The 22,587-nt window shown below is 37.8% G+C and carries 27 protein-coding genes and 2 pseudogenes; 22 read left to right on the forward strand and 7 right to left on the reverse strand.

The window, feature by feature from the left end; translation table 11 throughout:
- The 8 genes and pseudogenes from FILTAD_RS15345 to FILTAD_RS15380 form a co-directional block, all read left to right on the forward strand.
- A pseudogene (locus tag FILTAD_RS15345) lies at positions 1-277 on the forward strand (IS110 family transposase); the annotation flags it as partial.
- 193 nt (positions 278-470) lie between these two features.
- Positions 471-653: a VOC family protein gene (locus tag FILTAD_RS16145; RefSeq protein WP_238988268.1), complete on the forward strand. Its 183-nt coding sequence runs from the start codon at positions 471-473 to the stop codon at positions 651-653.
- A 295-nt stretch (positions 654-948) separates the two neighbouring features.
- Complete coding sequence (locus FILTAD_RS15355; protein ID WP_124071846.1) at positions 949-2,109, forward strand: AbiH family protein; 1,161 nt, start codon at positions 949-951, stop codon at positions 2,107-2,109.
- Positions 2,110-2,339: 230 nt separating this feature from the next.
- The gene (locus FILTAD_RS16225; protein WP_282432595.1) at positions 2,340-2,456 is read left to right on the forward strand and encodes a sugar transferase; all 117 of its coding nucleotides are present in this window, start codon (positions 2,340-2,342) and stop codon (positions 2,454-2,456) included.
- Between the two features lie 124 nt (positions 2,457-2,580).
- The gene (locus FILTAD_RS16320) at positions 2,581-2,661 is read left to right on the forward strand and encodes a hypothetical protein (RefSeq protein WP_415579420.1); all 81 of its coding nucleotides are present in this window, start codon (positions 2,581-2,583) and stop codon (positions 2,659-2,661) included.
- A 540-nt stretch (positions 2,662-3,201) separates the two neighbouring features.
- Positions 3,202-3,618, forward strand: a complete 417-nt coding sequence (locus FILTAD_RS15370; RefSeq protein WP_124071847.1) for a hypothetical protein — start codon at positions 3,202-3,204, stop codon at positions 3,616-3,618.
- Positions 3,619-4,145: 527 nt separating this feature from the next.
- Positions 4,146-4,982 (forward strand): abortive infection family protein, encoded by an 837-nt coding sequence (locus FILTAD_RS15375; protein ID WP_124071848.1) that lies wholly within the window; start codon positions 4,146-4,148, stop codon positions 4,980-4,982.
- A 182-nt stretch (positions 4,983-5,164) separates the two neighbouring features.
- Positions 5,165-6,889: an ATP-dependent nuclease gene (locus tag FILTAD_RS15380; RefSeq protein ID WP_124071849.1), complete on the forward strand. Its 1,725-nt coding sequence runs from the start codon at positions 5,165-5,167 to the stop codon at positions 6,887-6,889.
- 629 nt (positions 6,890-7,518) lie between these two features.
- On the opposite strand, the gene FILTAD_RS16325 is transcribed toward FILTAD_RS15380, so the two are convergent.
- Positions 7,519-7,632 (reverse strand): putative holin-like toxin, encoded by a 114-nt coding sequence (locus FILTAD_RS16325; protein WP_427854297.1) that lies wholly within the window; start codon positions 7,630-7,632, stop codon positions 7,519-7,521.
- Between the two features lie 322 nt (positions 7,633-7,954).
- On the opposite strand from FILTAD_RS16325, the gene FILTAD_RS16150 reads away from it, so the two are divergent.
- The 4 genes from FILTAD_RS16150 to FILTAD_RS15395 all read left to right on the forward strand — a co-directional run bounded on the left by FILTAD_RS16150 (position 7,955) and on the right by FILTAD_RS15395 (position 10,740).
- The gene (locus FILTAD_RS16150; protein WP_238988269.1) at positions 7,955-8,485 is read left to right on the forward strand and encodes a PDDEXK family nuclease; all 531 of its coding nucleotides are present in this window, start codon (positions 7,955-7,957) and stop codon (positions 8,483-8,485) included.
- Positions 8,486-8,544: 59 nt separating this feature from the next.
- Positions 8,545-8,928 (forward strand): hypothetical protein, encoded by a 384-nt coding sequence (locus FILTAD_RS16155; RefSeq protein WP_238988270.1) that lies wholly within the window; start codon positions 8,545-8,547, stop codon positions 8,926-8,928.
- A 191-nt stretch (positions 8,929-9,119) separates the two neighbouring features.
- The gene (locus FILTAD_RS15390; RefSeq protein WP_124071850.1) at positions 9,120-9,383 is read left to right on the forward strand and encodes a hypothetical protein; all 264 of its coding nucleotides are present in this window, start codon (positions 9,120-9,122) and stop codon (positions 9,381-9,383) included.
- A gap of 403 nt (positions 9,384-9,786) precedes the next feature.
- Positions 9,787-10,740 carry an Rpn family recombination-promoting nuclease/putative transposase gene (locus FILTAD_RS15395; protein ID WP_124071851.1) on the forward strand — a complete coding sequence of 318 codons (954 nt, stop codon included), beginning with the start codon at positions 9,787-9,789 and terminating at the stop codon, positions 10,738-10,740.
- Between the two features lie 456 nt (positions 10,741-11,196).
- Here FILTAD_RS15395 and FILTAD_RS16330 read toward each other — a convergent pair whose 3' ends face one another.
- From FILTAD_RS16330 to FILTAD_RS15415, 5 genes are all read right to left on the reverse strand, one after another.
- The gene (locus FILTAD_RS16330; RefSeq protein ID WP_427854298.1) at positions 11,197-11,289 is read right to left on the reverse strand and encodes a putative holin-like toxin; all 93 of its coding nucleotides are present in this window, start codon (positions 11,287-11,289) and stop codon (positions 11,197-11,199) included.
- A 354-nt stretch (positions 11,290-11,643) separates the two neighbouring features.
- Entirely contained in the window at positions 11,644-11,766 is a 123-nt protein-coding gene (locus FILTAD_RS15400; RefSeq protein WP_124071852.1) for a YvrJ family protein, read from the reverse strand.
- A 411-nt stretch (positions 11,767-12,177) separates the two neighbouring features.
- The gene (locus FILTAD_RS15405) at positions 12,178-12,396 is read right to left on the reverse strand and encodes a DUF2922 domain-containing protein (protein ID WP_124071853.1); all 219 of its coding nucleotides are present in this window, start codon (positions 12,394-12,396) and stop codon (positions 12,178-12,180) included.
- 289 nt (positions 12,397-12,685) lie between these two features.
- The gene (locus FILTAD_RS15410) at positions 12,686-12,859 is read right to left on the reverse strand and encodes a DUF1659 domain-containing protein (RefSeq protein ID WP_160117627.1); all 174 of its coding nucleotides are present in this window, start codon (positions 12,857-12,859) and stop codon (positions 12,686-12,688) included.
- A gap of 379 nt (positions 12,860-13,238) precedes the next feature.
- Positions 13,239-14,060 (reverse strand): conserved phage C-terminal domain-containing protein, encoded by an 822-nt coding sequence (locus FILTAD_RS15415; RefSeq protein ID WP_160117628.1) that lies wholly within the window; start codon positions 14,058-14,060, stop codon positions 13,239-13,241.
- Positions 14,061-14,485: 425 nt separating this feature from the next.
- Between FILTAD_RS15415 and FILTAD_RS15420 the strand changes: the two genes are divergently transcribed.
- The 7 genes from FILTAD_RS15420 (at position 14,486) to FILTAD_RS15445 (ending at position 19,748) form a co-directional block, all read left to right on the forward strand.
- On the forward strand, positions 14,486-15,430 hold the full coding sequence (locus tag FILTAD_RS15420) for a carbon-nitrogen hydrolase family protein (protein WP_124071856.1): 945 nt from the start codon (positions 14,486-14,488) through the stop codon (positions 15,428-15,430).
- A gap of 108 nt (positions 15,431-15,538) precedes the next feature.
- Positions 15,539-16,024 (forward strand): hypothetical protein, encoded by a 486-nt coding sequence (locus tag FILTAD_RS15425; protein WP_124071857.1) that lies wholly within the window; start codon positions 15,539-15,541, stop codon positions 16,022-16,024.
- Between the two features lie 438 nt (positions 16,025-16,462).
- Complete coding sequence (locus FILTAD_RS15430; RefSeq protein WP_124071858.1) at positions 16,463-16,729, forward strand: PD-(D/E)XK nuclease family transposase; 267 nt, start codon at positions 16,463-16,465, stop codon at positions 16,727-16,729.
- Positions 16,730-17,130: 401 nt separating this feature from the next.
- Positions 17,131-17,946 carry a ZIP family metal transporter gene (locus FILTAD_RS15435; RefSeq protein ID WP_124071859.1) on the forward strand — a complete coding sequence of 272 codons (816 nt, stop codon included), beginning with the start codon at positions 17,131-17,133 and terminating at the stop codon, positions 17,944-17,946.
- A 510-nt stretch (positions 17,947-18,456) separates the two neighbouring features.
- Positions 18,457-18,633: a hypothetical protein gene (locus FILTAD_RS15865; RefSeq protein ID WP_160117629.1), complete on the forward strand. Its 177-nt coding sequence runs from the start codon at positions 18,457-18,459 to the stop codon at positions 18,631-18,633.
- Entirely contained in the window at positions 18,624-19,160 is a 537-nt protein-coding gene (locus FILTAD_RS15440; protein ID WP_124071860.1) for a hypothetical protein, read from the forward strand. The genes FILTAD_RS15865 and FILTAD_RS15440 overlap by 10 nt, the downstream gene beginning before the upstream one ends.
- A gap of 360 nt (positions 19,161-19,520) precedes the next feature.
- Entirely contained in the window at positions 19,521-19,748 is a 228-nt protein-coding gene (locus FILTAD_RS15445) for a YdbC family protein (protein ID WP_124071861.1), read from the forward strand.
- 42 nt (positions 19,749-19,790) lie between these two features.
- Here FILTAD_RS15445 and FILTAD_RS15450 read toward each other — a convergent pair whose 3' ends face one another.
- Entirely contained in the window at positions 19,791-19,979 is a 189-nt protein-coding gene (locus FILTAD_RS15450; RefSeq protein ID WP_124071862.1) for a hypothetical protein, read from the reverse strand.
- A 32-nt stretch (positions 19,980-20,011) separates the two neighbouring features.
- On the opposite strand from FILTAD_RS15450, the gene FILTAD_RS15455 reads away from it, so the two are divergent.
- The 3 genes and pseudogenes from FILTAD_RS15455 (at position 20,012) to FILTAD_RS15465 (ending at position 22,345) form a co-directional block, all read left to right on the forward strand.
- Complete coding sequence (locus FILTAD_RS15455) at positions 20,012-20,992, forward strand: AbaSI family restriction endonuclease (protein ID WP_124071863.1); 981 nt, start codon at positions 20,012-20,014, stop codon at positions 20,990-20,992.
- A gap of 608 nt (positions 20,993-21,600) precedes the next feature.
- Positions 21,601-21,765, forward strand: a pseudogene (locus FILTAD_RS15460) (type I restriction enzyme endonuclease domain-containing protein); the annotation flags it as partial.
- A 241-nt stretch (positions 21,766-22,006) separates the two neighbouring features.
- Positions 22,007-22,345: an RpnC/YadD family protein gene (locus tag FILTAD_RS15465; RefSeq protein WP_124071865.1), complete on the forward strand. Its 339-nt coding sequence runs from the start codon at positions 22,007-22,009 to the stop codon at positions 22,343-22,345.
- Positions 22,346-22,587 lie beyond the last annotated feature (242 nt).

Raw genomic sequence — 22,587 nt, forward strand, 5'->3', positions numbered from 1 at the left:
ACTATCATTTAATCATATTCAGGGGAAGAATGGAAGTCATTGGAACCGCTTAATGCGGGAAGAAAAGGCAAAGGAATATTGTATTGTAGCGATTGATGCAGCGAAGTTTGTGAATACAGCGATGGTGTGCACAATCTACGGCGATATTTTACAGGATCCATTTGAGTTTGACGGATCAATGACGGGCTATCAACTGATGAAAAAACACATTGATGCGACTTGTGAGGCCTATTCCCTTACGCAAGTGATTGTCGAAATTGAAACGACTGCGCATTAATTTCAGGTACCTGTGCGTGAAACTATTTCGACAATACACTACAATTACATATTTATGAAATGAAAGCGTTAATGTCTACTATTTATCGACTATTTATACAATTGGTTGAATTGTTGGTTGTTTTTTGTCGCACAGGTACACACACAATTCAGAACTTTCCAATGGCCCGGTTTTAAAGCAACGGGGAAAAGGGGTGCATCATATTGCATGTCGGGTTGAAGATTTGGTCAAAGCGATACTCGAGGCAAGTGAAAAAGGAATGCGTTTTCTAGGGGACACACGACGTACTAACGCGTGTGGAAGAAAGCTCATTTATCTTAATCCCGTATCAACCGCCGGAACTTTAATCGAACTTTGTAGCTATTCTAATGAGTAACGATATTTCGGGTATTTGTACGGGAAATGGTTCTGGAGATTCATTACAATTATAAGCTTTCCAATAGGTTATTGGATAAATATATAAGTATCTTAATTGTCGGGTACCTGTGCGTAGAACTATTCTGACAATACACTACAATTACATATTTATGAGAAAAAAACGTTAAAGTCTAATTTTTATCGAATATTTATGTAATTGGTTGAATTGTTGGTTGTTGTTTGTTGCACAGGCACCCACACAATTCATTAAAGTAGCTATTCCTATATTTACCGATTAGAAAAGAGGTGTACTTGTGTCAGATGAAAAGATGTTTTTATTGAAGTGTAAGGAGTGTGATGCAGAATTTTTTACAGAAGGAGAGAATAATTTTTATAGAAAGAAAGGTCTTCATACGCCTAAAAGATGTAAAGCATGCCGTGAAAAAAGGAAGGCTCAACATGAGAGGAGTCTTAAAGAAAAAGAACAAGAAAACATTTTATCAAATCTACAATTTGAACAGGCAGAAGAGACAGAAATGCTGTTGGCAGATCCTAACACGGTACTTTACATTATTGGAAACGGATTTGATCTCATGCATGGCGTTCCATCAAGTTATTATAATTTCAGAGATTCTATGAGTCGACGTAATGAACTTAGAGAAGCGTTGGAAATGTATGTCGAGAAAGAAAATTTATGGGCTGATTTCGAGGAAAGTCTCGCTTATCTTAATGACGAAGCTATGCTTGGTACACTCAATGATTGGATGGATATTTTTGATGTAAAGGAACAACATGATGATGATTTTTCTGCAGCAGATTTTTTCATGGCAGCGGAAGCGGCTATGTCTCCTACACAAGTCATTATGAGAGAGCTACCAAAGCGCTTTAGGAAATGGATAGATACTTTAAAGCCGACTGTTTCTAACAAACCATTGGAGCAAATTATAAATACTCAGTCAATGTTTATAAATTTTAATTACACAGAATTCCTTGAGATAATTTATAGGATACCTAAAAAGAACATTTTCTATATTCACGCGGAAAGACGAGATAAAAATAAAGAATTGATTCTGGGTCATTCAGGCATAGCAAATCGTAAAATAGATGGTAATCCAAGGAAGCTTAGGAGCAATCAATTGAGAATGAAAAATCAAACAACATATGATTTGCATGAAACTGCTGGGTATCAATTAAGTAATTACTATGAGTCTACTGCCAAGAAGTCTAATGTTGTGATTGAAGCTAATAAAGAAACATTTATGTCTTTTTCTGATGTAGAAACTGTAGTAGTCATAGGTCATTCTCTTTCAGTAGTTGACTATCCCTACTTTAAAGAAATTATTAGAAACAATAGAAATTTGTCGAATATGAAATGGTACATCAGTTGGTACAGTGCAAGTGATATCAAACGCGTCGATGCCTTTGCAAAAACTCTCGGTATACAACCTAAACAAATTAAATTGTTTAAAGTGTAAGGGAGAGAAAGTCTCAAGACTCAAGCAGTTGTAACCGTCAAGTAGTTTAATTTCGGGTACCTGTGCGTGAAACTATTCCGACAATATACTGCAATTACATATTTATGAGAAAAAAGCGTTAATGTCTACTATTTATCGACTATTTATACAATTGGTTGAATTGTTGGTTGTTTTTTGTTGCACAGGCACCCACACAATTCATGCACAATTAATACATAACAAAGCTAGGTATGTTCCTGCGTAAATCCAACCTGGACGAGCTACCCCAGCTGTTTAACATCCTCGTAGGGCATATGGCAATCGTTGAGACCCAGACTAGCTCTTTACAACCAGTACGAGCTTATTAAGATGCATGATGAGGTAGGGGCTAATAGCATGCGTCCTGGATTAAAAGGTTATGCACAAGTGAAAGGTTGCGATTTCATATCGGATTAGGAAAAGGTCGGTTATGATAAGTATTACGTAGAGCATATGAACTTGTGGTTGGATGTGAAGATTATTTGGTGGACTGCGAAGAGTGTTGTGGGGTCTGAAGGGGTTCGGGTTGGGTGAATTTTGATTATACAAGGAATATATTAATTTAAATACCTGTTTTAAGGATATTACTTCGGTCTTTTGTTAGTCGATATATAGAGATCCTTGAAATGGGTTGTTTTTTGTAGTAATTGACGGAACGTTTACTTTATTTAAGGTGCCTGTGTAAGATACTATCCTGACCACATAGAACAATTATATATTTATGAGCCGCAAATTGAATAAGCGTTTGATTGTCTATTATCCTTTGAGTGTTTATTCAATTGTTTGAATAGCCGGTTGGATTTTATTGCTAAAGCAAGCATGCAATTATTGATAACAGCATTGCACTGAGTTATTTGTTATGAAATGGAGCACGGAGAAACAAGATTGCGGCGCATCATTGGACAGTGAATTGGATGATGTAAAAGCTATTGTACGCTTACCGATGCATCATTCAGTAAGCTAACTACAATTGAACGGATTAAAATTATTTAATTCAGTTATGATGAAACTATTTTACTAGTATTAACGTATAGTCTAAGGCGGATAATAAATAACGAAAATGATGATGTTGAAATGCCAAAAGTCTATCTTGTGAATATGAATAAAACGAATAATGTCCAAAATGTGACCGAGATGATTAATGAAGAAAAAGTAGCCGCTTATTATACTCCGTGGAAGTATTTCATAGATGAGATTGAAGCGGGTGATATTATTTACCTATACAGCAACGGCAGTGGAATTATAGCAAGAGGGATTGCAACCGGGATAGTAGAACTACGTGATATAGGGAATCACGTTGACATGGAGCATTATATGCATCTAGAACGTTTTGAAACATTGGAAGCTTCTTTGCCCTCTGCAAAAATTACCGAGATTGCTAAGGCGATGACAGATGAAGATTATACGATTAAGTTTAACCAGACGATGATTCATCTGCCGTATTTTATTGGATTGAAGGTATGGCAGCATATAACTAAGTACTGTTTGTAATGTGTGTACGGGTTTGGATGCTTTAATAGAAAAAGTGTTGTTTAGCCTTTACACTCCGTAAAAATGAACTAAGAGATGTCACACGCTATCTGTACGAAGCACATAGTATTTGACGCACAGCAAATGATGAAGGACAAAAACAGCAAGAACGAAGTTGCTATGTAACCGATTCATATTGAAGTATCTCTACACAACTGGATGACACGGAGAAGCTAGCATTGATTTCATCATAGGACCATTGAGTTCCCATAGGAGCCTCGCCAGCCTCAGTCTTACTATTGGACCGAACGAAGGGATGTAGGTACACCAGACGCTAAGAAACATGGTAGGATACAACATCATAGCAATGCGGAGATTAATAGTACATCGTATATTGTAGCATCGTTGCAAACAATATTATCCAACGACGACCGAGTAGCATACTTACATCTATTTGAGTATTTGGATATTTGAATATCCGGAAAACTGTTAATCAATAACAACGATCTAAACCGTTGTTGCATCAACATTTATAGGGGAAGGCTTTTATGAAAATCAGAAGGGTTCCATTAACAGACGATATTATTATATCCTTATCAGGTTTGATAGATGATTCCCAAGTAAAACTGAAAAGGGAACCAAGCCATTATGATCTTTCATTTTTTATAGATAAGGTTGCATTATCAGATGCTGATCCTAAAAATAACGGTAAAAGTGTTGGTAAAGCAAAAAGGATTAAAGCTGTTTTATACTGGGCACTGGAAAATAATATTGAATCCGGTGAAGAGCTTATTCATACAATTATTTCAAATGTCAGGGCAGTTGGCGGGTTTCGTGAAAATACAAAAAACTTCACAGGAAGTGAAGCCATAGAAAGCTTACGTATTGCCCTAAAGTATGAAGGATTAATACTTACTTTAGATGGAGAAGTTCACCCTATTACATTAGAAAATCTATCCGCACGTGAAACGACACAAGCGTTAAAATCTTATATTCGTCGTGCACAGCGTGGTGGCGAAGATGCAGCATTAGTGGCGGGTACTGGGAAGGATTTAATGGAGGCTACTGCGGCGCATATATTACAAGAAAAAACAGGAAGTTACCCTGCACAAAAGAATTTCCCAACCCTTTTAGGACAAGCTTTTACGGTCTTGCATTTAGCAACACCTTTTGAAAAACCACAAAAAAGTGAGCCAGCTATGATGAAATTTGAACGATCTTTATATGAATTAGCTTGTTCGGTTAACATGATTCGAAATAAAGAAGGAACAGGACATGGAAGACCTTTTAAATCGAATTTAACAAAGATAGATTCGGTAGCAGCTGTGGAAAGTATCGGTCTTATTGCCGAGTATATGTTAAATAAATATGAAAAAAGTTTATAGTTTTCAAGAAAGTACCTGGTTCTAACAAAATTGACTACTACCAATTTATTGGGGATACTAACTACCAAATTGACTAATATAAAGGAAGTTGGTACAGTTCAATGTCGTGTTTTGTTAATTTTTTTAAAAGCGAATTAAAGGCTAACTAAATTAAAATTGAAGTGGAAAAGGGTGGAATAATTTTGAGATTAAAAAAGTTCAGCGTTACTAATTATAAGGTTTTCGGAAGAACATTTAGTGTTGATTTCGCAACAGATTCAATTATCATTCTTACCGGAAGAAATAACACGGGGAAATCAACTTTTTTAGAAGCAATAAATCGTTTTTTTATGAAGGAAACTAAGGCTGCTACAATTCCAAGTGACTGTTTTTTCAATCGTGACCAAGTTATAACCTTAGAAGCACATTTTGAAACGAGTGATGAAACATTGATATTTGTTAAAAAATACAAAGACGAAAATGCCCCGAAGTATGAAGATAATAGTGGAGCTGAAATTAATACAAAACACACCCTAAAAGCAATCCTTGATGATCTTCATGCTAATGCACCGTATTATATTACACCATCAATGTCAACAGATGATATTAATAAACAGATCCAAACTATATATGATCAAATAATAAAAGGTAATTTAAAGGGACTTGAAGAGAATCCTGATGAAGGTGAGTCAGAGAGTACTGAACATATACAAATGAAAGAAGAATATGCGACTCTTAAAGAATCTTTACCAAAGTTTTTACGGAAACTTAAAAGTAGTACGGACGCATCGCTTGATGATGTGAGTGCGGATGTCTCGGAACACTTGCGTAGTCTTTTTTCAAACGAAGATTTATCTCTTAGAGTGTTGGGAGGGGAAAGTTCCGGATTTTCGGCTTCTGATATTTTAAAATCCACTAGTTCAAGTATTTTTATTGATAATGATTTACGCAGTGAGATGCCGTTGTCTAATCAAGGAACAGGATTACAAAGAATGAGTCTCATTTATGTTATTCAAAATATGATTCAAAAGAAATTGATTGGTGATACAGCTGATAAAATGTTGCTGATAGATGAGCCTGAAGCATTTTTGCATCCTGAAGCAGTACGTGCTCTTAGTCGTTCATTATATGAAATAGGAAATAAAATGCCGTTAATTATTTCAACACACTCACCGATTCTAATAGATCTTGCTGAAAATCAAACCTCCATTCAAGTGTTGCGTGTAGGTGAGAACGACAGGGCAGTTCAATTGTACAAGTCTACAACGGAGAAGTTTGATGACGATGATATTAAAAACATGAGAATTCTTAATTACGTCGATTCATATGTTAATGAGTTTTTCTTCGCAGATAAAATTTTAATTGTAGAAGGAGACACGGAATATATAGCTATAAAGCATTTTTTGAAAAAGTATAATAAGAATATGCATGTAATTCGGGCGAGAGGGAAGTCTACTATCTGTACATTAATGAAAATTCTTAATCAGTTTGATACTGATTACGATGTTTTGCACGATGTTGACAATCACGACAAATACACCGCGTCGACGTTAAAAGCTCAGTTAACAAATTGTAAGAATATCCTCAAATTAAAAGTACACGACAATATTAGGGTGATTTCATCAATGGCAAACTTTGAGTTAGCCATTGGGTTGGGGGATGTCTCAAATGATAAAAAAACAGAAACGATTCACGAAATTGTTAATGATAGCAGTACCATTCCTAGCTTTATAAATGCTAGGAAGGAAATAAAAAGGCTATTTGATTATATAATCCAACCTAATCAAGAAACATGTTTAGGAAAAGGATTCCTAGAGATAAAAAGTGAGGAAGATTATAACCTATTATTTTCGGAAAAGATTGACAAAAAGACTGCTGAAGAACAAATAGAAAAAGCAACAAAAGAAGTTGCTAGCAGCAAGGTTTAAAATGATTTCGGGTGTTGTAGTTAATTTCGGGTACCTGTGTAAGATACTATTCTGACAATACACTACAATTACATATTTATAAGAAAAAAACGTTTAATTTCGGGTACCTGTGTATGAAACTATTCCGACAATACACTACAATTACATATTTATGAGATAAAAAAGGTTAATGTCTAATACTTATCGAATACTTATACAATTGTTTGAATTGTTGGTTGTTTTTTGTTGCACAGGTACGCGCACAATTCAGTCAACGGGGATTGTTTGAAGTAGCATTAATTGAATTTTTCGGGACGTATGGCCATGAGTAGGAAGCGGAACGGTTGTTGGGCAACTAAAAGTTGTCCTGCTTTTACCGTCAGTATCGTCAATGTCAGCACTGTCGGCATTTTAGTGACAAAGTTTGTTAGGTGGATGAGATGATTCTTAAGATCCGAATTGCCACTTTACTGTGTTTTTTATGTATGAATGTGGTATAATCAACATATAATAAGAAAAGCTGAACGTCTATGTAACGTCCAGCTGGTCACAGTCACATACCGCTTTAAGAGCGGTTAACCGGTTTTAACAAAGAGTGCTATAAAAAAAGAGTAACCCCCATTTGTTTCCTGTCGTAAGGTAATGGTCGGTTACTTTTTTTTGTTGGTAAGGAAGACAATCAATGCAATAATAGCTGTTGCCATCGCTGCGAATGCTATAAAAGCTTGGAATAGCATATTCATTGCCTCATAAGTTACCATCATATATAAACACCCCCTTTCCCAAGGGAGTGCTAACCGCCCATACGCTTAATGCAACTGATGTTCTTAGTCTAGCACAATTGCAAACTGTTGTGTATGTCTATTGGACAAGCCTTAATTTTCGGGTATATGCGCGTTAAAATATTCCGACAATACACTACAATTACATATTTATGAGATAAAAAAGGATAATTTCTAATATTTATCGGATATTTATACAATTGGTTGAATTGTTGGTTGTTTTTTGTTGTACAGGTACGCGCACAATTAAATTGTGATATGGTAAAAGTATCTAATAACTAGTCCGAATTGGGAGGCAAATACTATGTACAGTGTATCCAATGATAAGGCAGTAAAAATAGGTGCCACGACTTTTTCAGAGCTTAATTATAAAGAAAGCGATATCGAAGAATTATTACGAAAGAATATCGATATGATATGTGACGAAGAAGAATCGATGCTGATTGTTGGTAAGCAGGTTAGAAACGCTCAGCATGGAATCAGTGATCTTACTGCAGTGGACAACAAAGGGAATATTGTATTAATTGAAATCAAAAGAGACCGGAAAGATATTGAAGGACGAAAAGAAGCTTTTGAATTTCAGGCTATTCGATATGCAGCCAGCTATGCAACAATTGAAGACCCAGAGGATCTAGTGAACAAAATATACGCCCCCTACATCGAGAAATATCGTAGTGAATTTGAAAGCGGCCCTTTAACGAGCGCAGAACTTGGGAATAGAAAGTTAATGGAGTTTTTGCGGGAAAATGTTGCGGAAAGCAACTTTAATAAGAACCAAAAAATCATACTAGTGGCATCCGATTACGATGAGCAAACTTTATCGTTGCTTGGCTAAATAGTAATAATGTTGATATAACTTGTTTTAAATTGATTCCTTATAATATACAGAATGAAGTGTACATAAATATTGAAAAGGTTTTGCCAGTTAATACGTATAGAGATTACTACGTAAATTTCTTAGACAGTCCAATAAAAGGTAGTGCACAGAAAAAAGGCATCACACGGAGAACACTGCCTAAAATTAATGAGATGCTCGAATGGGGCGTTGTTAAAGCCGGTGATACTATAGTTGCGAAAGGACGGGAGGATGAAGGAAAACTTCTGCCCAATGGAAATGTTGAAGTGAATGGAGAAGAGGTCTCCATGCAAAAATGGTTAAAAGAGCTCTTTGGCTGGTCCAGTATTCAGACTTACGTATTTGCCGTTCATAAAGAAACTGGTAAGTCTCTTTCTCAAATTCGTGAGGAATATATGGAGAAAGAACAAGAAGAGGGGTAGGGTAAAAGTTAATCAAGGAAAATTATTGTCGAGTACCTGCGCATGAAACTACTCCGACAATACACTATAATTACATATTTATGAGATAAAAAAGGTTAATTTCTAATATTTATCGGATATTTACACAATTGGTTGAATTGTTGGTTGTTTTTTGTTGCACAGGCACGCGCACAATTAAGGAGGTTGGCGGAATGAATGTGAATCGTGAAGAAATAAAAAATATGATTGACAAAATCCCTGAACAAGATGCGCTTGAATTATATAACTTTCTCGATTACTTAAAGACGAAACGTGAAATAGAGCAATTGAATATAGATGTTAATTTTCTTTCGGAAGATCAGTCACTAATTGATCAGATTATGAAAAGTCGTGACGATCGTGCAAACGGAAGACTTTACACACATGAGGCGGGACTGAGCTATTTAAAACAGAAAGCTGATTTAGAAGATGAATGATCAATACCAAGTGTATTGTTCACAAACGGCCCTTGATGGGCTTGTGAAAATCTATGCCTATCCCGATAATGTTAAGGAACGAATTTAATTTCGGGTACCTGTGCGTGAAACTATTTCGACAATAAACTACAATTACATATTTATGAGAAAAAAACGTTAATGTTTAGTGACTATCGAATACTTATACAATTGGTTGAACTATTGGTTGTTTTTTGTTGCACAGGTACGCGCACAATTCAATGTACCGTACACAGGCACGCAAACAAAACATTAAAATCCAAACAGGCACGAAAAATAATACATACATGAGAGCGTTTTAAACCAAAGAGACAGCGGTTGTCGCTCTCTTTTTCGTTCGAAAAATGCTATACTTAAGATAACTGAAAATGAGGTGAAGTTAATCATGCGAACGAAAGTATTGAAACGAATACCCCTTGAAAAGCTGATGGATCTAAAGGTAGATTACGCTTTCAAGCAGTTATTCGGGAGTGAAAAGAATAAGGAGATAACCGTTGTATTTCTTAATGCAATTCTGCAGAGAACAGGCCGTGACCGTATCAAAGACATATCGTTTTCGAATACCGAGGCAGGCGGCGAGCATAAGAATGACAAACAATCCAGGCTTGATCTCTTGGTCGTCACAAATGCGGATGAATGGATCAATGTCGAAATTCAATTCTCAAATCAATACGACATGATTAATCGTTCGATTTACTATTGGGCGGGAGTGTATCGTGCGCCGATGAAACCAAAAAGAGGTTATAAGGAATTGCATCCTGTCATAGCGATTAACATTATGAACTTTTCTATATTCAATCAAACTGAACGCTTTCATACAACTTATCATTTATACGAGGATGAGGAAAAATTCAGGTTGACAGATATAATGGAATTTCATTTCATCGAAATGACGAAGCTCATTCGTGATTGGAAATTAGAAAAGTTGAATCCATGGGATGATTTGTTGGCCCGTTGGTTATTATTATTAGGAATTGTCGATCACCGTGAAGGTAAAGTCTACGACGATATTTTTAAGGAATTGGAGGAAATCGCTATGAACGATGGAACATTGCGCACAGCCTTCCAGAGCTGGGAAGCACTCAGTGGCTCGGATGCAGAAGCATTTGCCTATGAAGCACGTTTGAAAAGAGTACTTGATGAAGAAGCGGCCGTTCGTGAGGCGGAACTTCGCGAACAGGTAGGTCGTCAAGAAGGACGTCAAGAAGGACGTCAAGAAGAAAAAGAGATAACTGCCCGCCGCCTTTTAGCAAAAGGAATGGATATTGAAGACGTTGTGGAAATAACAGAACTAAATGAAGAGCAAGTCCTGAAAATAAAAAAAGAGTTTATTAACTGAAAAAAGCTAACTCACTACAAATGAATATTTATGGACTAGAGGTAGATTAATTTCGGGTACCTGTGCGTGAAACTATCTAGACAATACACTACAATTACATATTTATGAGATGAAAGCGTTAATGTCTACTATTTATCGACTATTTATACAATTGGTTGAATTGTTGGTTGTTTTTTGTTGCACAGGTACGGACACAATTAATGAAATAGTAGTGCTAAACCTGCATCAATTCTAGGTCGTCGAGAGAAACTTGACTCAATCATGCATTCCGCACGATTTTGTTCGCTATGTATGGATGTGATATAATCATTCTATAATAAGAAAAGCTGAACGTCTAGGAAACGTCCAGCGGTTCACAGTTACATTCCGCTTTAAGGGCGGTTAACCAGGTTTAGTAAAAGGTGTTATAAAAAAAGAGTAACCCCCATTGAGATCCTCGTCTAAGGTAATGGTCGGTTACTTTTTTTCGTTGGTAAGGAAGACAATCAATGCAATAATAGCTGTTGCCATCGCTGCGAATGCTATAAAAGCTTGGAATAGCATATTCATTGCCTCATAAGTTACCATCATATATAAACACGGGCTCACAGGAAGTGAGTCATGCAGCCTTTGCCGCAGGACGCGGCGTTCTTAGGCTGCCTACCATTGGGAGTGTCAACCGCCCACACGCTTAATGCAACTGATGTTCTCAGTCTAGCACAATTGCAAACTGCTGGGTATATTTATTGGACAAGCCTTGATTTTTAGGTACCTGTTCATGAAACTACTCCTACAATACAATACAACTGTATTAAATAAAAAAGAAAGGCAGCCAAAACAATATTTGGCTGCCTTTCTTTTGTGTATTTATTCACAACATTGAATTGTCATAATCCAATCACGCGTAGGCATTTCTCACAATGTTTATTTCAACGTCAGCAAAACATCATGTATCGCAACTAGCCTGGTTTCGAGCCGGTGCAAAAGATAGAATGATACGAATATCGGGAAACCGATGTCCTGTATAAGATTCATCCATTGTTCCATCCCGTTTCCTCCTCTCAAGAAATGCGTAAGCGCCTTGGTTAGGGACGACAGACATAAGGCGAGCAAAGGGAAGACAGTCTAAGTTCGCTTCGCGACGTCGTGTCGCAACAAGTGAGGGATGCAATTCAATCCCTCTCCACTGCATGACCTGTGTCCTGCAGGCCCAAGCAGCGTCTTTTGCCGTGTGGCTGGGCTGACAATTAAGGAACACAACCTAGGTGCGCCGCGTCCTGCGGCGGCAAGGAGCGATGCCGTGTTCAATCGCTCCCCATTGTGTGACCCACATCCTGTGGGCCTCCGAGCCTCTAGGCGCTGGAGTCTAGACACTGTTTCAGATTGAAAAACTTATCCTTTACTACACATAAAAACCGGCCCCAGTCCGAAAACTGGTGAACCGGTCATTGCTACTAGTTAAGCTTTTATAAGTTCAGTTACATTTCGTTCTACAATCTTTGCTCCCGTTGCCGCCGCTAGTGCAGCGCCATTCCATTCGAATACATCCGAAGCGATGATCTCTTGCATCGCCGCCGCTACGCTTTCCGCCGTCAAATCTACACGGGGTTCATCCACCGCCAGGGTCACCTTTTTACCGCTTGTTGTGTTGAAATTCATCTGTAATGTTTTTGCCATTTTTTATTCCTCCCTTTTATTGTTTGGATTTTAGGAACGCTAGCCCTTTGAGCCGCTTAGGCTTGTCGGGGCTAGGATGGTGCCCCGATTAGTTAATCACGTTTGATGTTTCCACGATTTCCGCTCCGATGAAGGGAAGATCCGATAGCTGGGCAAGTTGCTCCAGCGCTTTGTACAAGTTATCCCGCATTAACGGGCAGTAAGATCCCCAACTTCAAGTCTTCGTGGAATCAAGAAGAATTAGTGGGGGATCAACTGCCCGTAAAAGCCCGAATGGCTCAACTAACAATCAGTGGGGGATGAGGAGAACCCCCACTGATTGAAGTTTCGCTTTATCCGCTTGTACATTTTCCTTTACATTGCGGTACGTCTTCGATTTAGTGACGGGTTTGCCATCGTCTGTCATCCCGCCGTCGAAGTAAACTCGGCCGTTTGCCTGTAGAAATTCGATTGTCGCTGCCATGTGATCACCTCCTTTCATCCTCTATATAGAGTGAAAAGGGGGAAAGGGATACATGGTTTGTAAAATTTATTATGAGTGCCTTTTGATTACAGCCAATGAAATGTACCACCAGTGACATCTTTTTTACCACTGAGTGCCAAGAAATGTAGCCAAGGGTTTACCACTCCTTACCTCTGTTGTGTAATGTGCACACTTACAAGCGTGACATTACTTATATGGAGGTATTTTTGGATGATCCACTATCGAAAGATATTGGAATTTCAGGAGGAGTGGATCAGTCTTAGAGGCATAAACGCTTTGCGCTTGAAAAAAAGGTGCATAGTACCGTCAACATCGCCACTAACACACTTTTTTAAATCCGCCCATAACGCTCCAACCTCTACGTCTCTCCCTCGCTAAAGTTCAATTCCAGTGGCTTAGGCGGACTGCTTGCTGGAGAGACGTTACCCCTTGATTCTTCCAAATGGTTTCCAAAATTCCTCGCATTGAATAACGTGGAAGGGCGTAAATACTTCCGCCAATGTGGATCATTCAGCCAGTCATTCGTTTTCGTGTCAATGACCTTTTTGCAATCCGCCACTGTGTACCCGTCACTGAAACGCCCCTTCACTATTCGCGCTGTCGCTTTCGAAGACGCTTTGAATTGTGTTCTCGCATTTTTATTCAAATAATCAATGACAGACACAACGTCGAGATTGTTCTCGACAATATCTTTCTTAATACTCTTAACCTCTTTGGTTATTGCTAAGGGCATTTTGCCTTCTGTAGAGGGAGCATTTTGCACTTCCTCTTGGGCCGATTTTGCCGTCGTCGATGGTGCATCTTGCACTTCCTCTTGAGCTGATAATGCTATCGTCGATGGATCATCTTGCACCGTCGAACAGTGCAGCTTTCCATAGTTAATCCGGTAACATTTTGTCTTGTCCATTTTCGTCCGATTTAACGAAGCGGTCGAAATGATATAACCGCTATCTTCCAGTCTACGAATCGCTCTTTTGATCGTATCAACAGACCAAAACTGAAATTCTTCGTTTTTCCACTCGTCAACTGTTTTGTAAACCCACTTATGCCCATCCCGAACTTCCGTCGAGATGAGCGATAGAAAATACAGTTGTTGGAGTACAATTGCCTCGTTTAATCCCACTTCCATCACAAGCGACGGAAGCACCTGAAGCGGTGACTCTTCGATTAATAAATTCATCATGATTCCCCCTCTGTATGAAATTCCTGTCCACTCGATAAGTAGTGTCAAACATGTTTTTTAAAAAGCACATGACGCCTTGTGCACAGACGAAAGATGCTTTCACTTGTTATATAGACAAACCATTCGAAAAAGTAGACAACGGAATTTTAAATACCTATGCAAGACAAAGTTCTGACAATACAGTACTCTACAATTACATATTTATGAGCTGGAAGTTGGGTAAGTACGTGTGTTGTTTTTTTATGTTTGCTGAGTTGTTATGCATCCGTTGAATTGTTGGTTGTTTTTTATCGCACAGGTACGTACACCATTAAAAATAGCTAGCATACATCTTTTCAGGGTACTAACTATATAATTGACTATTAAACATTAGGTATCTATAGTTTTATATAATACAGTAAATTCAGAAAGGTGATGGTATTGTGCTAAACGATTCTAATCGTGATGAGGTTAAAGTCGCTGCTATTCAGTTAGAGGCAAAAGTCGGCGATCTTCATGCTAACTTAGCAGCATGTGAAAACATGGCGAACGAAGCAGCAAAGCAAAATGCGAAGTGGATTATTCTTCCCGAGTTTTTTACAACTGGAATGGCTTTTGATCCCCGAATCACTGGAGCAATTCAACCTTCAGATGGGAAAGCACTCAACTTATTACTTGACTTAGCAAAGAGACATCAAGCTTTTGTTGGTGGTTCATTTATCGTGCGTGATGAAAACAATGGAACCCGAAACGCATTTTTTCTTGCATCCCCGGAAGGTGTGTTAGGTCGACATGATAAAGATATTCCGACGATGTGGGAGAATTGCTTTTATGCTGGCGGTCAAGATGATGGAATCATAGAAACACCTGATCACACAGTTGGATCCGCATTATGTTGGGAATTTATGCGTTCCCAAACGGCTAGAAGATTACGTGGGAAAGTCGATGTCATTGTTGGGGGCAGTTGCTGGTGGAGTGTGCCTTCCTGGGTACCGGGGTCTGTTACAAGTCGTTGGGAGGAAAAAAACGAACACACTGCACTTGAATCGGTCCGGTCTTTTGCTACATATGTCGGTGCTCCAATCATTCATGCCGCCCATACTGGTTCAATTGATTGTCGGTTACCTTGTACGCCATTTAATTATAAGGGTCACTACGAAGGCGGTTCAATGATTGTAGACAGTGAAGGCAAAATAGTCGCCGTTCGTGACCATCGAGAAGGACAGGGAATCATCACAGGAAAAGTCAGGATCGGCAGAACCGAACCGATACAGGAAGTTCCGAAAGCGTATTGGCTGCATAAGCGCGGACCTATTCCTTCTTTCGCCTGGACATACCAAAGATGGCACGGTAAGCATTGGTATAAAAAGAATGTAGTAGGAAAATAACGCTAGTCTTTAATGATAGTTCTAGTTCAAAAATGAAACTTATTATATTGATTTTTAATAGGGGAAAGTTATTTCTTTATGGCAAAGAGAAATTAGGGGTGTGGGAAAATGACTATATTTCTTTTGCATTGGTCGGTCTTTATTTTTATGGTGGGACTCATTCTATCGCTGCCGATTGCGGGGATTTACTATTTAAATAATCCCCAGGTCAGAAGTTTTTTTACGAATCCCAGAAAGCTAAGGTCCGCCCATGTGGATTATTTTATGCAGGCTTTTTCAATTGGTTTAATATATTTATTAGAGTTTGGAATGAATGCAAGAATTCCAGTATATGTAGTGGTACCCCTTGCTTTCGGAACTTTTTTCAACCCATTTATTTTACTATTAGAGGCTACACCATTGTATAAGGTGGGTGTTGTCAAGGCTTTTTATAGTCTTCTTAAAGCCGTTAGCCCGACCTCACTATTTTTCGCTTGGTTTGTGCTCCTATTTCAATATCTTCCTCGTTTTTATTCGTGGTTACTGGCTGGTTTTACAATTAGTTTGATTATCGTATTTTTAATTCATATAAAGGGTACAAAACAAACTGATTAATTTCGCGCACCTAAGTATGAAACTATTCCGACAATACACTACAGTTACATATTTAAGAGATAAAAGCGTTAATGTCTCCTGTTTACCGATTGTTTATACAATTGGTTGAATTGTTGGTTGTTTTTTGTTGCGCAGGTACGCGCACAATAAAAGCCATCCGCAATTTGGGTGGCTGAACATCACAGGCTATGATAGTGCGGGTGGCTATAGATACGACAAACTTTCTGATTGCGGACACTACAGCCATTCCCCAACAACTTTCCGTAGATGTAATGCCTAGGGTGCCATAAGTATACATTCAAACTTAAAAGTCCAAACAAGGACGATAAATAATACATATCCAAGAGTGTTCTAAGCCGAGGGAACAGTAGTTGTCGCTCTCTTTTTCATTCGAAAAGTGCTATACTGAAGATAACTGAAAATGATGTGAAATTATTCATGCGAACGAAAGTATTGAAACGAATACCCCTTGAAAAGCTGATGGATCTAAAGGTAGATTACGCTTTCAAGCAGCTATTCGGGAGTGAAAAGAATAAGGAGATAACCGTTGTATTTCTTAATGCAATTCTGCAAAGAACAGGCCGTGACCGTATTAAAGACATATCGTTTTCGAATACCGAAGCAGGCGGCGAGCATAAAAATGACAAACAATCCAGGCTTGATCTCCTGGTCGTCACAAATGCAATTTTGAGTACCTGTGCATGAAACTATTCCGACAATACACTACAATTACATATTTATGAGATAAAATCGTTAATGTCTGCTATTTATCGATTATTTATACAATTGGTTGAATTGTTCGTTGTTTTTTATTGCATAGGTACGCGCACAATTCAAAGAACGTCCGCAAACTAAATTGATAGTTTAACGGACGTTCTTTTTTTGTCATTTTGTTAATCATTATGTAGGCATATTTCCTTTTTATATGAGGTACACCCGCTTTTTCTTTTATTAGTAAATTAGAAGAATGGATGCTGTTAACGGTAGTTTAAATTGAAAAAAATGTTTCGTCAGGCGAGATTTTGACATACAATAACACTATAATTGAAATAGAAAGTGGCTCAGTAAATAACAGTCAATATTACTTATATAGGTGGGGAAATAATATGATTGATTTTTTTGCAACGCTAAGCCCGGTAATGCAGGCCTTGACAGCAACCTTATTCACCTGGGGAATGACCGCAATTGGGGCAGCCTTAGTATTTACAACTAAGACGGTCAACCAAAAGTTAATGGATGGAATGTTAGGCTTTGCAGGGGGCGTTATGATTGCGGCGAGTTTTTGGTCGTTACTTTCACCTGCAATTGAAATGGCGGAAACTGGTCCTTTTCCATCCTGGTTTCCGGCTGCTGCTGGGTTTTTACTAGGTGGATTTTTCTTGTGGATGGCTGACAAGGTCATTCCCCACGTGCATCCTACTTCTTCAATGAAGGATGCAGAGGGAATAAATCCTGAAAATAAGCGACGCAGCACTCTTCTTGTTCTTGCCATTACACTTCATAACATACCCGAAGGACTTGCAATTGGAGTTGCTTTTGGTGCTGTAGCCGCAGGTTTTCCGTCTGCTACTTTGCCTGCGGCGATTGCTTTAGCGATTGGCATCGGAATTCAGAACTTTCCCGAAGGTACAGCTGTATCAATGCCTTTACGAAGAGATGGGATGTCTCGGCGAAAAAGCTTCTTATATGGGCAGTTCTCAGGAATGGTTGAGCCTATTTCAGCAGTGATAGGAGTACTTGCGGTTACGTTCATGACACCACTCCTCCCATTTGCATTAAGTTTTGCAGCAGGGGCGATGATATTTGTAGTAGTAGAAGAGGTTATTCCAGGTTCTCAAGAAAATGGAAATAGAGATTTGGCATCGGTCTGCTTAATGGTGGGGTTTACAGTAATGATGATATTGGATGTGGCATTTGGATAAAAACCAAAAGGCAATACAAAAGACTTCGACGTTAAATTTCGGGTACCTGCGCACGAGAGTATTCTGACAATGCACTACAATTACATATTTATGAGATAAAAAAGGTTAATGTCTACTATTTATCAGATATTTATACAATTGGTTGAATTATTGGTTGTTTTTTATTGCACAGGTTCGCGCACAATTAAGTACAGTTGGAGAAGCAACGAAAGGTAATATTCAGTACCTAAAAGGAAAAACAGGTCTTCCGGTATTCAACGCATTACAAGCATTAAAAGGATTTTTAAAAAACTAGCTATGGCTCAACATGGAAGAACCCTTAAGTCATGAATCCGCTTACAAATATCAGGTGAATAATTTCTGCCCACAAATGTTTGACTTAATCGGGCAGCATTCCGCGGTGGAAGAAATGGTGATTTGATGTTATAATTTAGAAAAGAAGTGCATATACTAAATACTACTCCTTTTTAAGGTGAGGTGATTAGTATGTGTGATGAGGAGGATGTTGAAATGGCTACAGAAACAATCTTTCAACGGTTTACTCTTGATGAAGAAGCGTCACGAAAAATCATTTCGTCCCCACGTACTCAAATCAGACACACAAATACTTTTAACGATATAAAGCTTAATAAATCAGAAAGAATTGCCAATGCAGCAAAAATATTAAACTCTCGAAAATGCAAATAGTTAGCTTATCAAGTTTAATTGATGCATCTCAAGATGAGGCCGAAATTTATCAATACTTGTCATCTTTTCAAAGTGAAAAGAATGAGGATGTCCAAGTATTTCTACACAAAAAAGCAATACCAAATGAAACAAGAGCTTTAACTCGTACAAGTCTAGTTGTGGATGATGAAAACGATAATGAGATTATTGGATATTTTACTCTTTTAGTAAAACCCTTTGAAATTGTAGACGAAGTTTCTAAAGAATCAAGAAGGAAATTATCTGGAGATAAAAATACAGATGTCTTTAATTCTATTTTAATAGCTCAATTAGGGAGATCTGACCTTTATAAGGGTAAAGTGAGTGGCGATGCTATCTTAGAATTTGCACTCGAGAATTGCGAGCTGGCTTATGATTTAGTTGGATTACGAATTGTATGTGTAGAATATGGTGATGTTCCCTATCTTAATGATTTTTATTTGAAAAATGATTTTAAAATTCTTCAAATGAATAAAAATCAAAAGATATTAGCATATTTAAGATTTTAATAGTAGAATCCCGGAAAAGGGGTTCTTTTTTTATGACTAAAAGTGAGGAGGTAGAGTCGTGGCAGATAACTTTAATTTCAGGTGCCTGTCCGTTAAACTACTCTGACAATACACTACAATTACATATTTATGAGATAAAAGCGTTAATGTCTAATCTTTATCAAATATTTATATAATTGGTTGAATTGTTGGTTGTTTTTTGTTGAACAGGTACGCACACAAAAATGCGGAGAAATGAATTTCATTGCAGTCGGAGGTAGCTTATCGTGTTTCATATAGTTATGAGGGATTTAAAGAAAAGGTAGAGTATTGAGCAGACACAGCTAGTAAGAATGGATATGATAAACGGGGGTAATCACTATGGCTGAAATCAAATTTGATATCGTTGAAACGATTGCGATTTTATCAGAAGGCAGCAAAGGATGGAAAAAGGAATTGAACTTAATTAGTTGGAATGGTCGAGATCCCGTATATGATATTCGAGATTGGTCGGAGGATCATAAAAAGATGGGGAAAGGTTCAACGTATACACTTCATGAATTGCAGGTGTTGAAAGACGGCTTACTGAAATTAGCTAATCTTGAATAGATGAAAAGAGTTGTCCATAAGTTTTCATGGACAACTCTTCTTTTATGCTTTTATTTTTGCAAACCAAGCCGGTCTGAAACCAGTTGTCTTATTACCTTTTTTCATTGGACGGAATAGTAAATTATGCGATTGATAAGTCGGTAAAGATTTTTCAAGTTCATTACCGCCAATAACATAAAGTGTCTCTGATTTAAGGCGGAAATCAATTACTTCAAATCCAATAGCAGTCATTAAATGTAGATTTTGGAAAGTAGGAGGTTATCTTGGATAAGTATCAATTCATTAAAAAACAGCTATCTAAAACAAATAAAAAGAATGACGAGAATTATGTGGTTTCTCGTATTTGGCATTTGATAAATAATGTGGATGTCAAGATGATTACGCAGCAGTATATTTTGCGAGATTTGGCAACAAAGCGGTATGCTCTGGCAGATATCTATTTTCCGCAGTTTGGTATTATTGTAGAGATAGATGAACCTTATCATCAGACAGAAGAAATGTTGCTAAAGGATAAGATACGTCAGAACGATATTGTACAAGCTTTGGAATGTGAAGTTTTCCGAGTAACAGTGTCGGATAATATAGTAGAGGTTAATAAGCAAGTGGATTTCATTGTATCTGAAATCCACAAGATGATTGCGAAAGATGGATTTGTACCTTGGAATCTTCAAGAGGAATACGACCCGATAACCTATATACGAGCCGGTTTTATAGATGCCGATGATCATCCTGTGTTTAAAACAATAAGTGATTGTTGTAATTGTTTTGGGGCTGGTTATAATGGTCTTCAACATAGTGGAGCACGACATAAGTATCAAAGTGAGATTGATATTAAAGGGTTAAAGTTTTACCCAAATGGGGAATGGAATAATCAGTTGGAAGCGGATGACGAGCATTTTACAGAGTTTAACTTTGATCCTGCTAAGAACCAAGCGTATTTGGAAAAACGTCTTCATAAAATGCGTCACGAATTAGCTTTGTTTGCACATGTTAAAAGTGAGTTGGGCGGTTACGAGTACGTGTTTAAAGGATGGTATCGATTAGATGTAGAAGAAACGCAGAGAATAGGAAAATTACTTTACAATAGAGTGTCAAAAATAATGCCGACTTATTTTCCGAAAGATGGAGAAGCTCCAACTATACTTGCGAAGGCTTTTGATCAAGAAAGAGAAATAGCTCGGTTTTACGATGAAGGTGTACTTGGGGTATTTCAGAAAAAATACCCCAAGTATCAAATAAGGTAAAGAGAATCTGGATTAGTTTCATATACAGTATCAAGTGCTATCTTATAAAAGGCTCTGAATCGCTTTATAACATAGCACCTTTTACTACAAACAAATCCAGCGCAGGAGCTACAATTGTGAGCCGAAGCAATAAGACCAACAGCGACTTTTCTGATGGGCTTATTGCGGGAGGCCATCACCAAGCACGAAGCGGTGTTAAAAACGAGTACCTATGCACGGTTAGCATAATCGATGAACGTACTGTTTATTTAAATCTGTCTTTCGAAAAGGCCATTAGGAGTAGGAAACAAATCTTCTGCTTGTCGCTTATCATGACACACAATCAATTTTATGTTCCAAATTCACTTCTAAATTTGCGATTCGACAAAGGGATAAACATTCATAAAGGGTATCCTTTTTGTTGCATTTATAGTATAGATGCACGGACAATCTTATGTGAAGTAGAGGAATTCGACACTAGTATATACTTTGAAAAAATGAATACATAATTAGGTACAGTTAATTTTAATGTGGTGTTAATTTTACAAATAATGCTTTATTTTGAGTATCTATGCAAGAAACTATCCTGAAAGTTTAAACAATCATGATTATTCGTTACACGGGTACCAAACATTAGAATTGATTGGAATTTACGTGATTCGGCAGGAGCGAAGATGAGGGTTACTGTTCGGAGGCTACTGAAGAAGTGCGGCTATCCACCCGGTTTGCAGAAGATAGCTGTGGATACAGTGGTGAAGCATACGGAGTTGATGGCTGGTGGGATAGAGATATAAGAATAGTTTAAGGTCCGGTGTTCAGAAATGAATGCTGTTTTTTTGATGGGGAAGATAAATGGATTAATGGATTCGTATTACAAAAAATACCTAGTCGTCACCCTATTCACTATGAAACCAACTCTTTGACGAGGAACTCGAACGGTCGGATAAGCTTTTCAGTAAAATTATTTTAGCAGCAAAAGCACTGCATCAAACGAAAGATGAAGCACACCAACGCTATCTTTTCAAAAGAAAGCTAATGCGCGAACTTATCCGCAATCAAAAATACTCACGTACCGCAGTCCAAGCTGTTTTTCATTTTATTGATTATTTGTTACAATTACCGGAAGCGTATACAAAACGGTTATCTGAAGAAATTCGACCAATGATTAGAAAGGAGACGGAGCTAATGGAGCTGTACAATAAAGAAAATGCTTCCCCAACAATTATGAATGCTTTTGATTTGGAGTTGGAGAAAGGGATAGAACAGGGAATAGAACAAGGGATTGAACAAGGAATAGAGTTTGAAAAAAGAGATATCACGAAGAAATTAATTTTGAGAAACATAGCACTTGAAACAATTGCAGAGATTACTTGACTAACGCTGGAGCAAGTAAATGAGATTCGGGAAATGTTGAACTAAGCCGTGTAATATTAAATGTAATTTACCGCGCCAGCCACTCACACTTTCACGTTTGTTTAAACTAACATGATTGTTGAAACTTTCAAGTTAGTATGAGTTGTTAATGCTGTCTAAAAACGTCCGTTTACTGATGGTATTGCCTGTCCAGGTTCTGACGGATATAATGTCCTTAGGAAATCTGGAGAAAGGAAAAGACG

The organism is Filibacter tadaridae (genome assembly GCF_900609045.1).
GTDB lineage: Bacteria > Bacillota > Bacilli > Bacillales_A > Planococcaceae > Sporosarcina > Sporosarcina tadaridae.

Excerpts from the sequence above, each read along its gene's own strand:
- FILTAD_RS16225 (WP_282432595.1), top strand. The coding sequence starts at position 2,340 with ATGTTCCTGCGTAAATCCAACCTGGACGAGCTACCCCAGCTGTTTAAC.
- FILTAD_RS16325 (WP_427854297.1), bottom strand. The coding sequence starts at position 7,632 with ATGATGGTAACTTATGAGGCAATGAATATGCTATTCCAAGCTTTTATA.
- FILTAD_RS15465 (WP_124071865.1), top strand. The coding sequence starts at position 22,007 with ATGCGCGAACTTATCCGCAATCAAAAATACTCACGTACCGCAGTCCAA.
- FILTAD_RS15450 (WP_124071862.1), bottom strand. The coding sequence starts at position 19,979 with ATGACTGCTATTGGATTTGAAGTAATTGATTTCCGCCTTAAATCAGAG.
- FILTAD_RS16150 (WP_238988269.1), top strand. The coding sequence starts at position 7,955 with ATGTACAGTGTATCCAATGATAAGGCAGTAAAAATAGGTGCCACGACT.
- FILTAD_RS15375 (WP_124071848.1), top strand. The coding sequence starts at position 4,146 with ATGAAAATCAGAAGGGTTCCATTAACAGACGATATTATTATATCCTTA.
- FILTAD_RS15370 (WP_124071847.1), top strand. The coding sequence starts at position 3,202 with ATGCCAAAAGTCTATCTTGTGAATATGAATAAAACGAATAATGTCCAA.
- FILTAD_RS15390 (WP_124071850.1), top strand. The coding sequence starts at position 9,120 with ATGAATGTGAATCGTGAAGAAATAAAAAATATGATTGACAAAATCCCT.
- FILTAD_RS15405 (WP_124071853.1), bottom strand. The coding sequence starts at position 12,396 with ATGGCAAAAACATTACAGATGAATTTCAACACAACAAGCGGTAAAAAG.
- FILTAD_RS15430 (WP_124071858.1), top strand. The coding sequence starts at position 16,463 with ATGCGAACGAAAGTATTGAAACGAATACCCCTTGAAAAGCTGATGGAT.
- FILTAD_RS15865 (WP_160117629.1), top strand. The coding sequence starts at position 18,457 with ATGGCTACAGAAACAATCTTTCAACGGTTTACTCTTGATGAAGAAGCG.
- FILTAD_RS15400 (WP_124071852.1), bottom strand. The coding sequence starts at position 11,766 with ATGGAACAATGGATGAATCTTATACAGGACATCGGTTTCCCGATATTC.
- FILTAD_RS15435 (WP_124071859.1), top strand. The coding sequence starts at position 17,131 with ATGATTGATTTTTTTGCAACGCTAAGCCCGGTAATGCAGGCCTTGACA.
- FILTAD_RS15415 (WP_160117628.1), bottom strand. The coding sequence starts at position 14,060 with ATGAATTTATTAATCGAAGAGTCACCGCTTCAGGTGCTTCCGTCGCTT.
- FILTAD_RS15395 (WP_124071851.1), top strand. The coding sequence starts at position 9,787 with ATGCGAACGAAAGTATTGAAACGAATACCCCTTGAAAAGCTGATGGAT.
- FILTAD_RS15445 (WP_124071861.1), top strand. The coding sequence starts at position 19,521 with ATGGCTGAAATCAAATTTGATATCGTTGAAACGATTGCGATTTTATCA.
- FILTAD_RS15425 (WP_124071857.1), top strand. The coding sequence starts at position 15,539 with ATGACTATATTTCTTTTGCATTGGTCGGTCTTTATTTTTATGGTGGGA.
- FILTAD_RS16330 (WP_427854298.1), bottom strand. The coding sequence starts at position 11,289 with ATGAATATGCTATTCCAAGCTTTTATAGCATTCGCAGCGATGGCAACA.
- FILTAD_RS15440 (WP_124071860.1), top strand. The coding sequence starts at position 18,624 with ATGCAAATAGTTAGCTTATCAAGTTTAATTGATGCATCTCAAGATGAG.
- FILTAD_RS15410 (WP_160117627.1), bottom strand. The coding sequence starts at position 12,859 with ATGGCAGCGACAATCGAATTTCTACAGGCAAACGGCCGAGTTTACTTC.
- FILTAD_RS16320 (WP_415579420.1), top strand. The coding sequence starts at position 2,581 with ATGAACTTGTGGTTGGATGTGAAGATTATTTGGTGGACTGCGAAGAGT.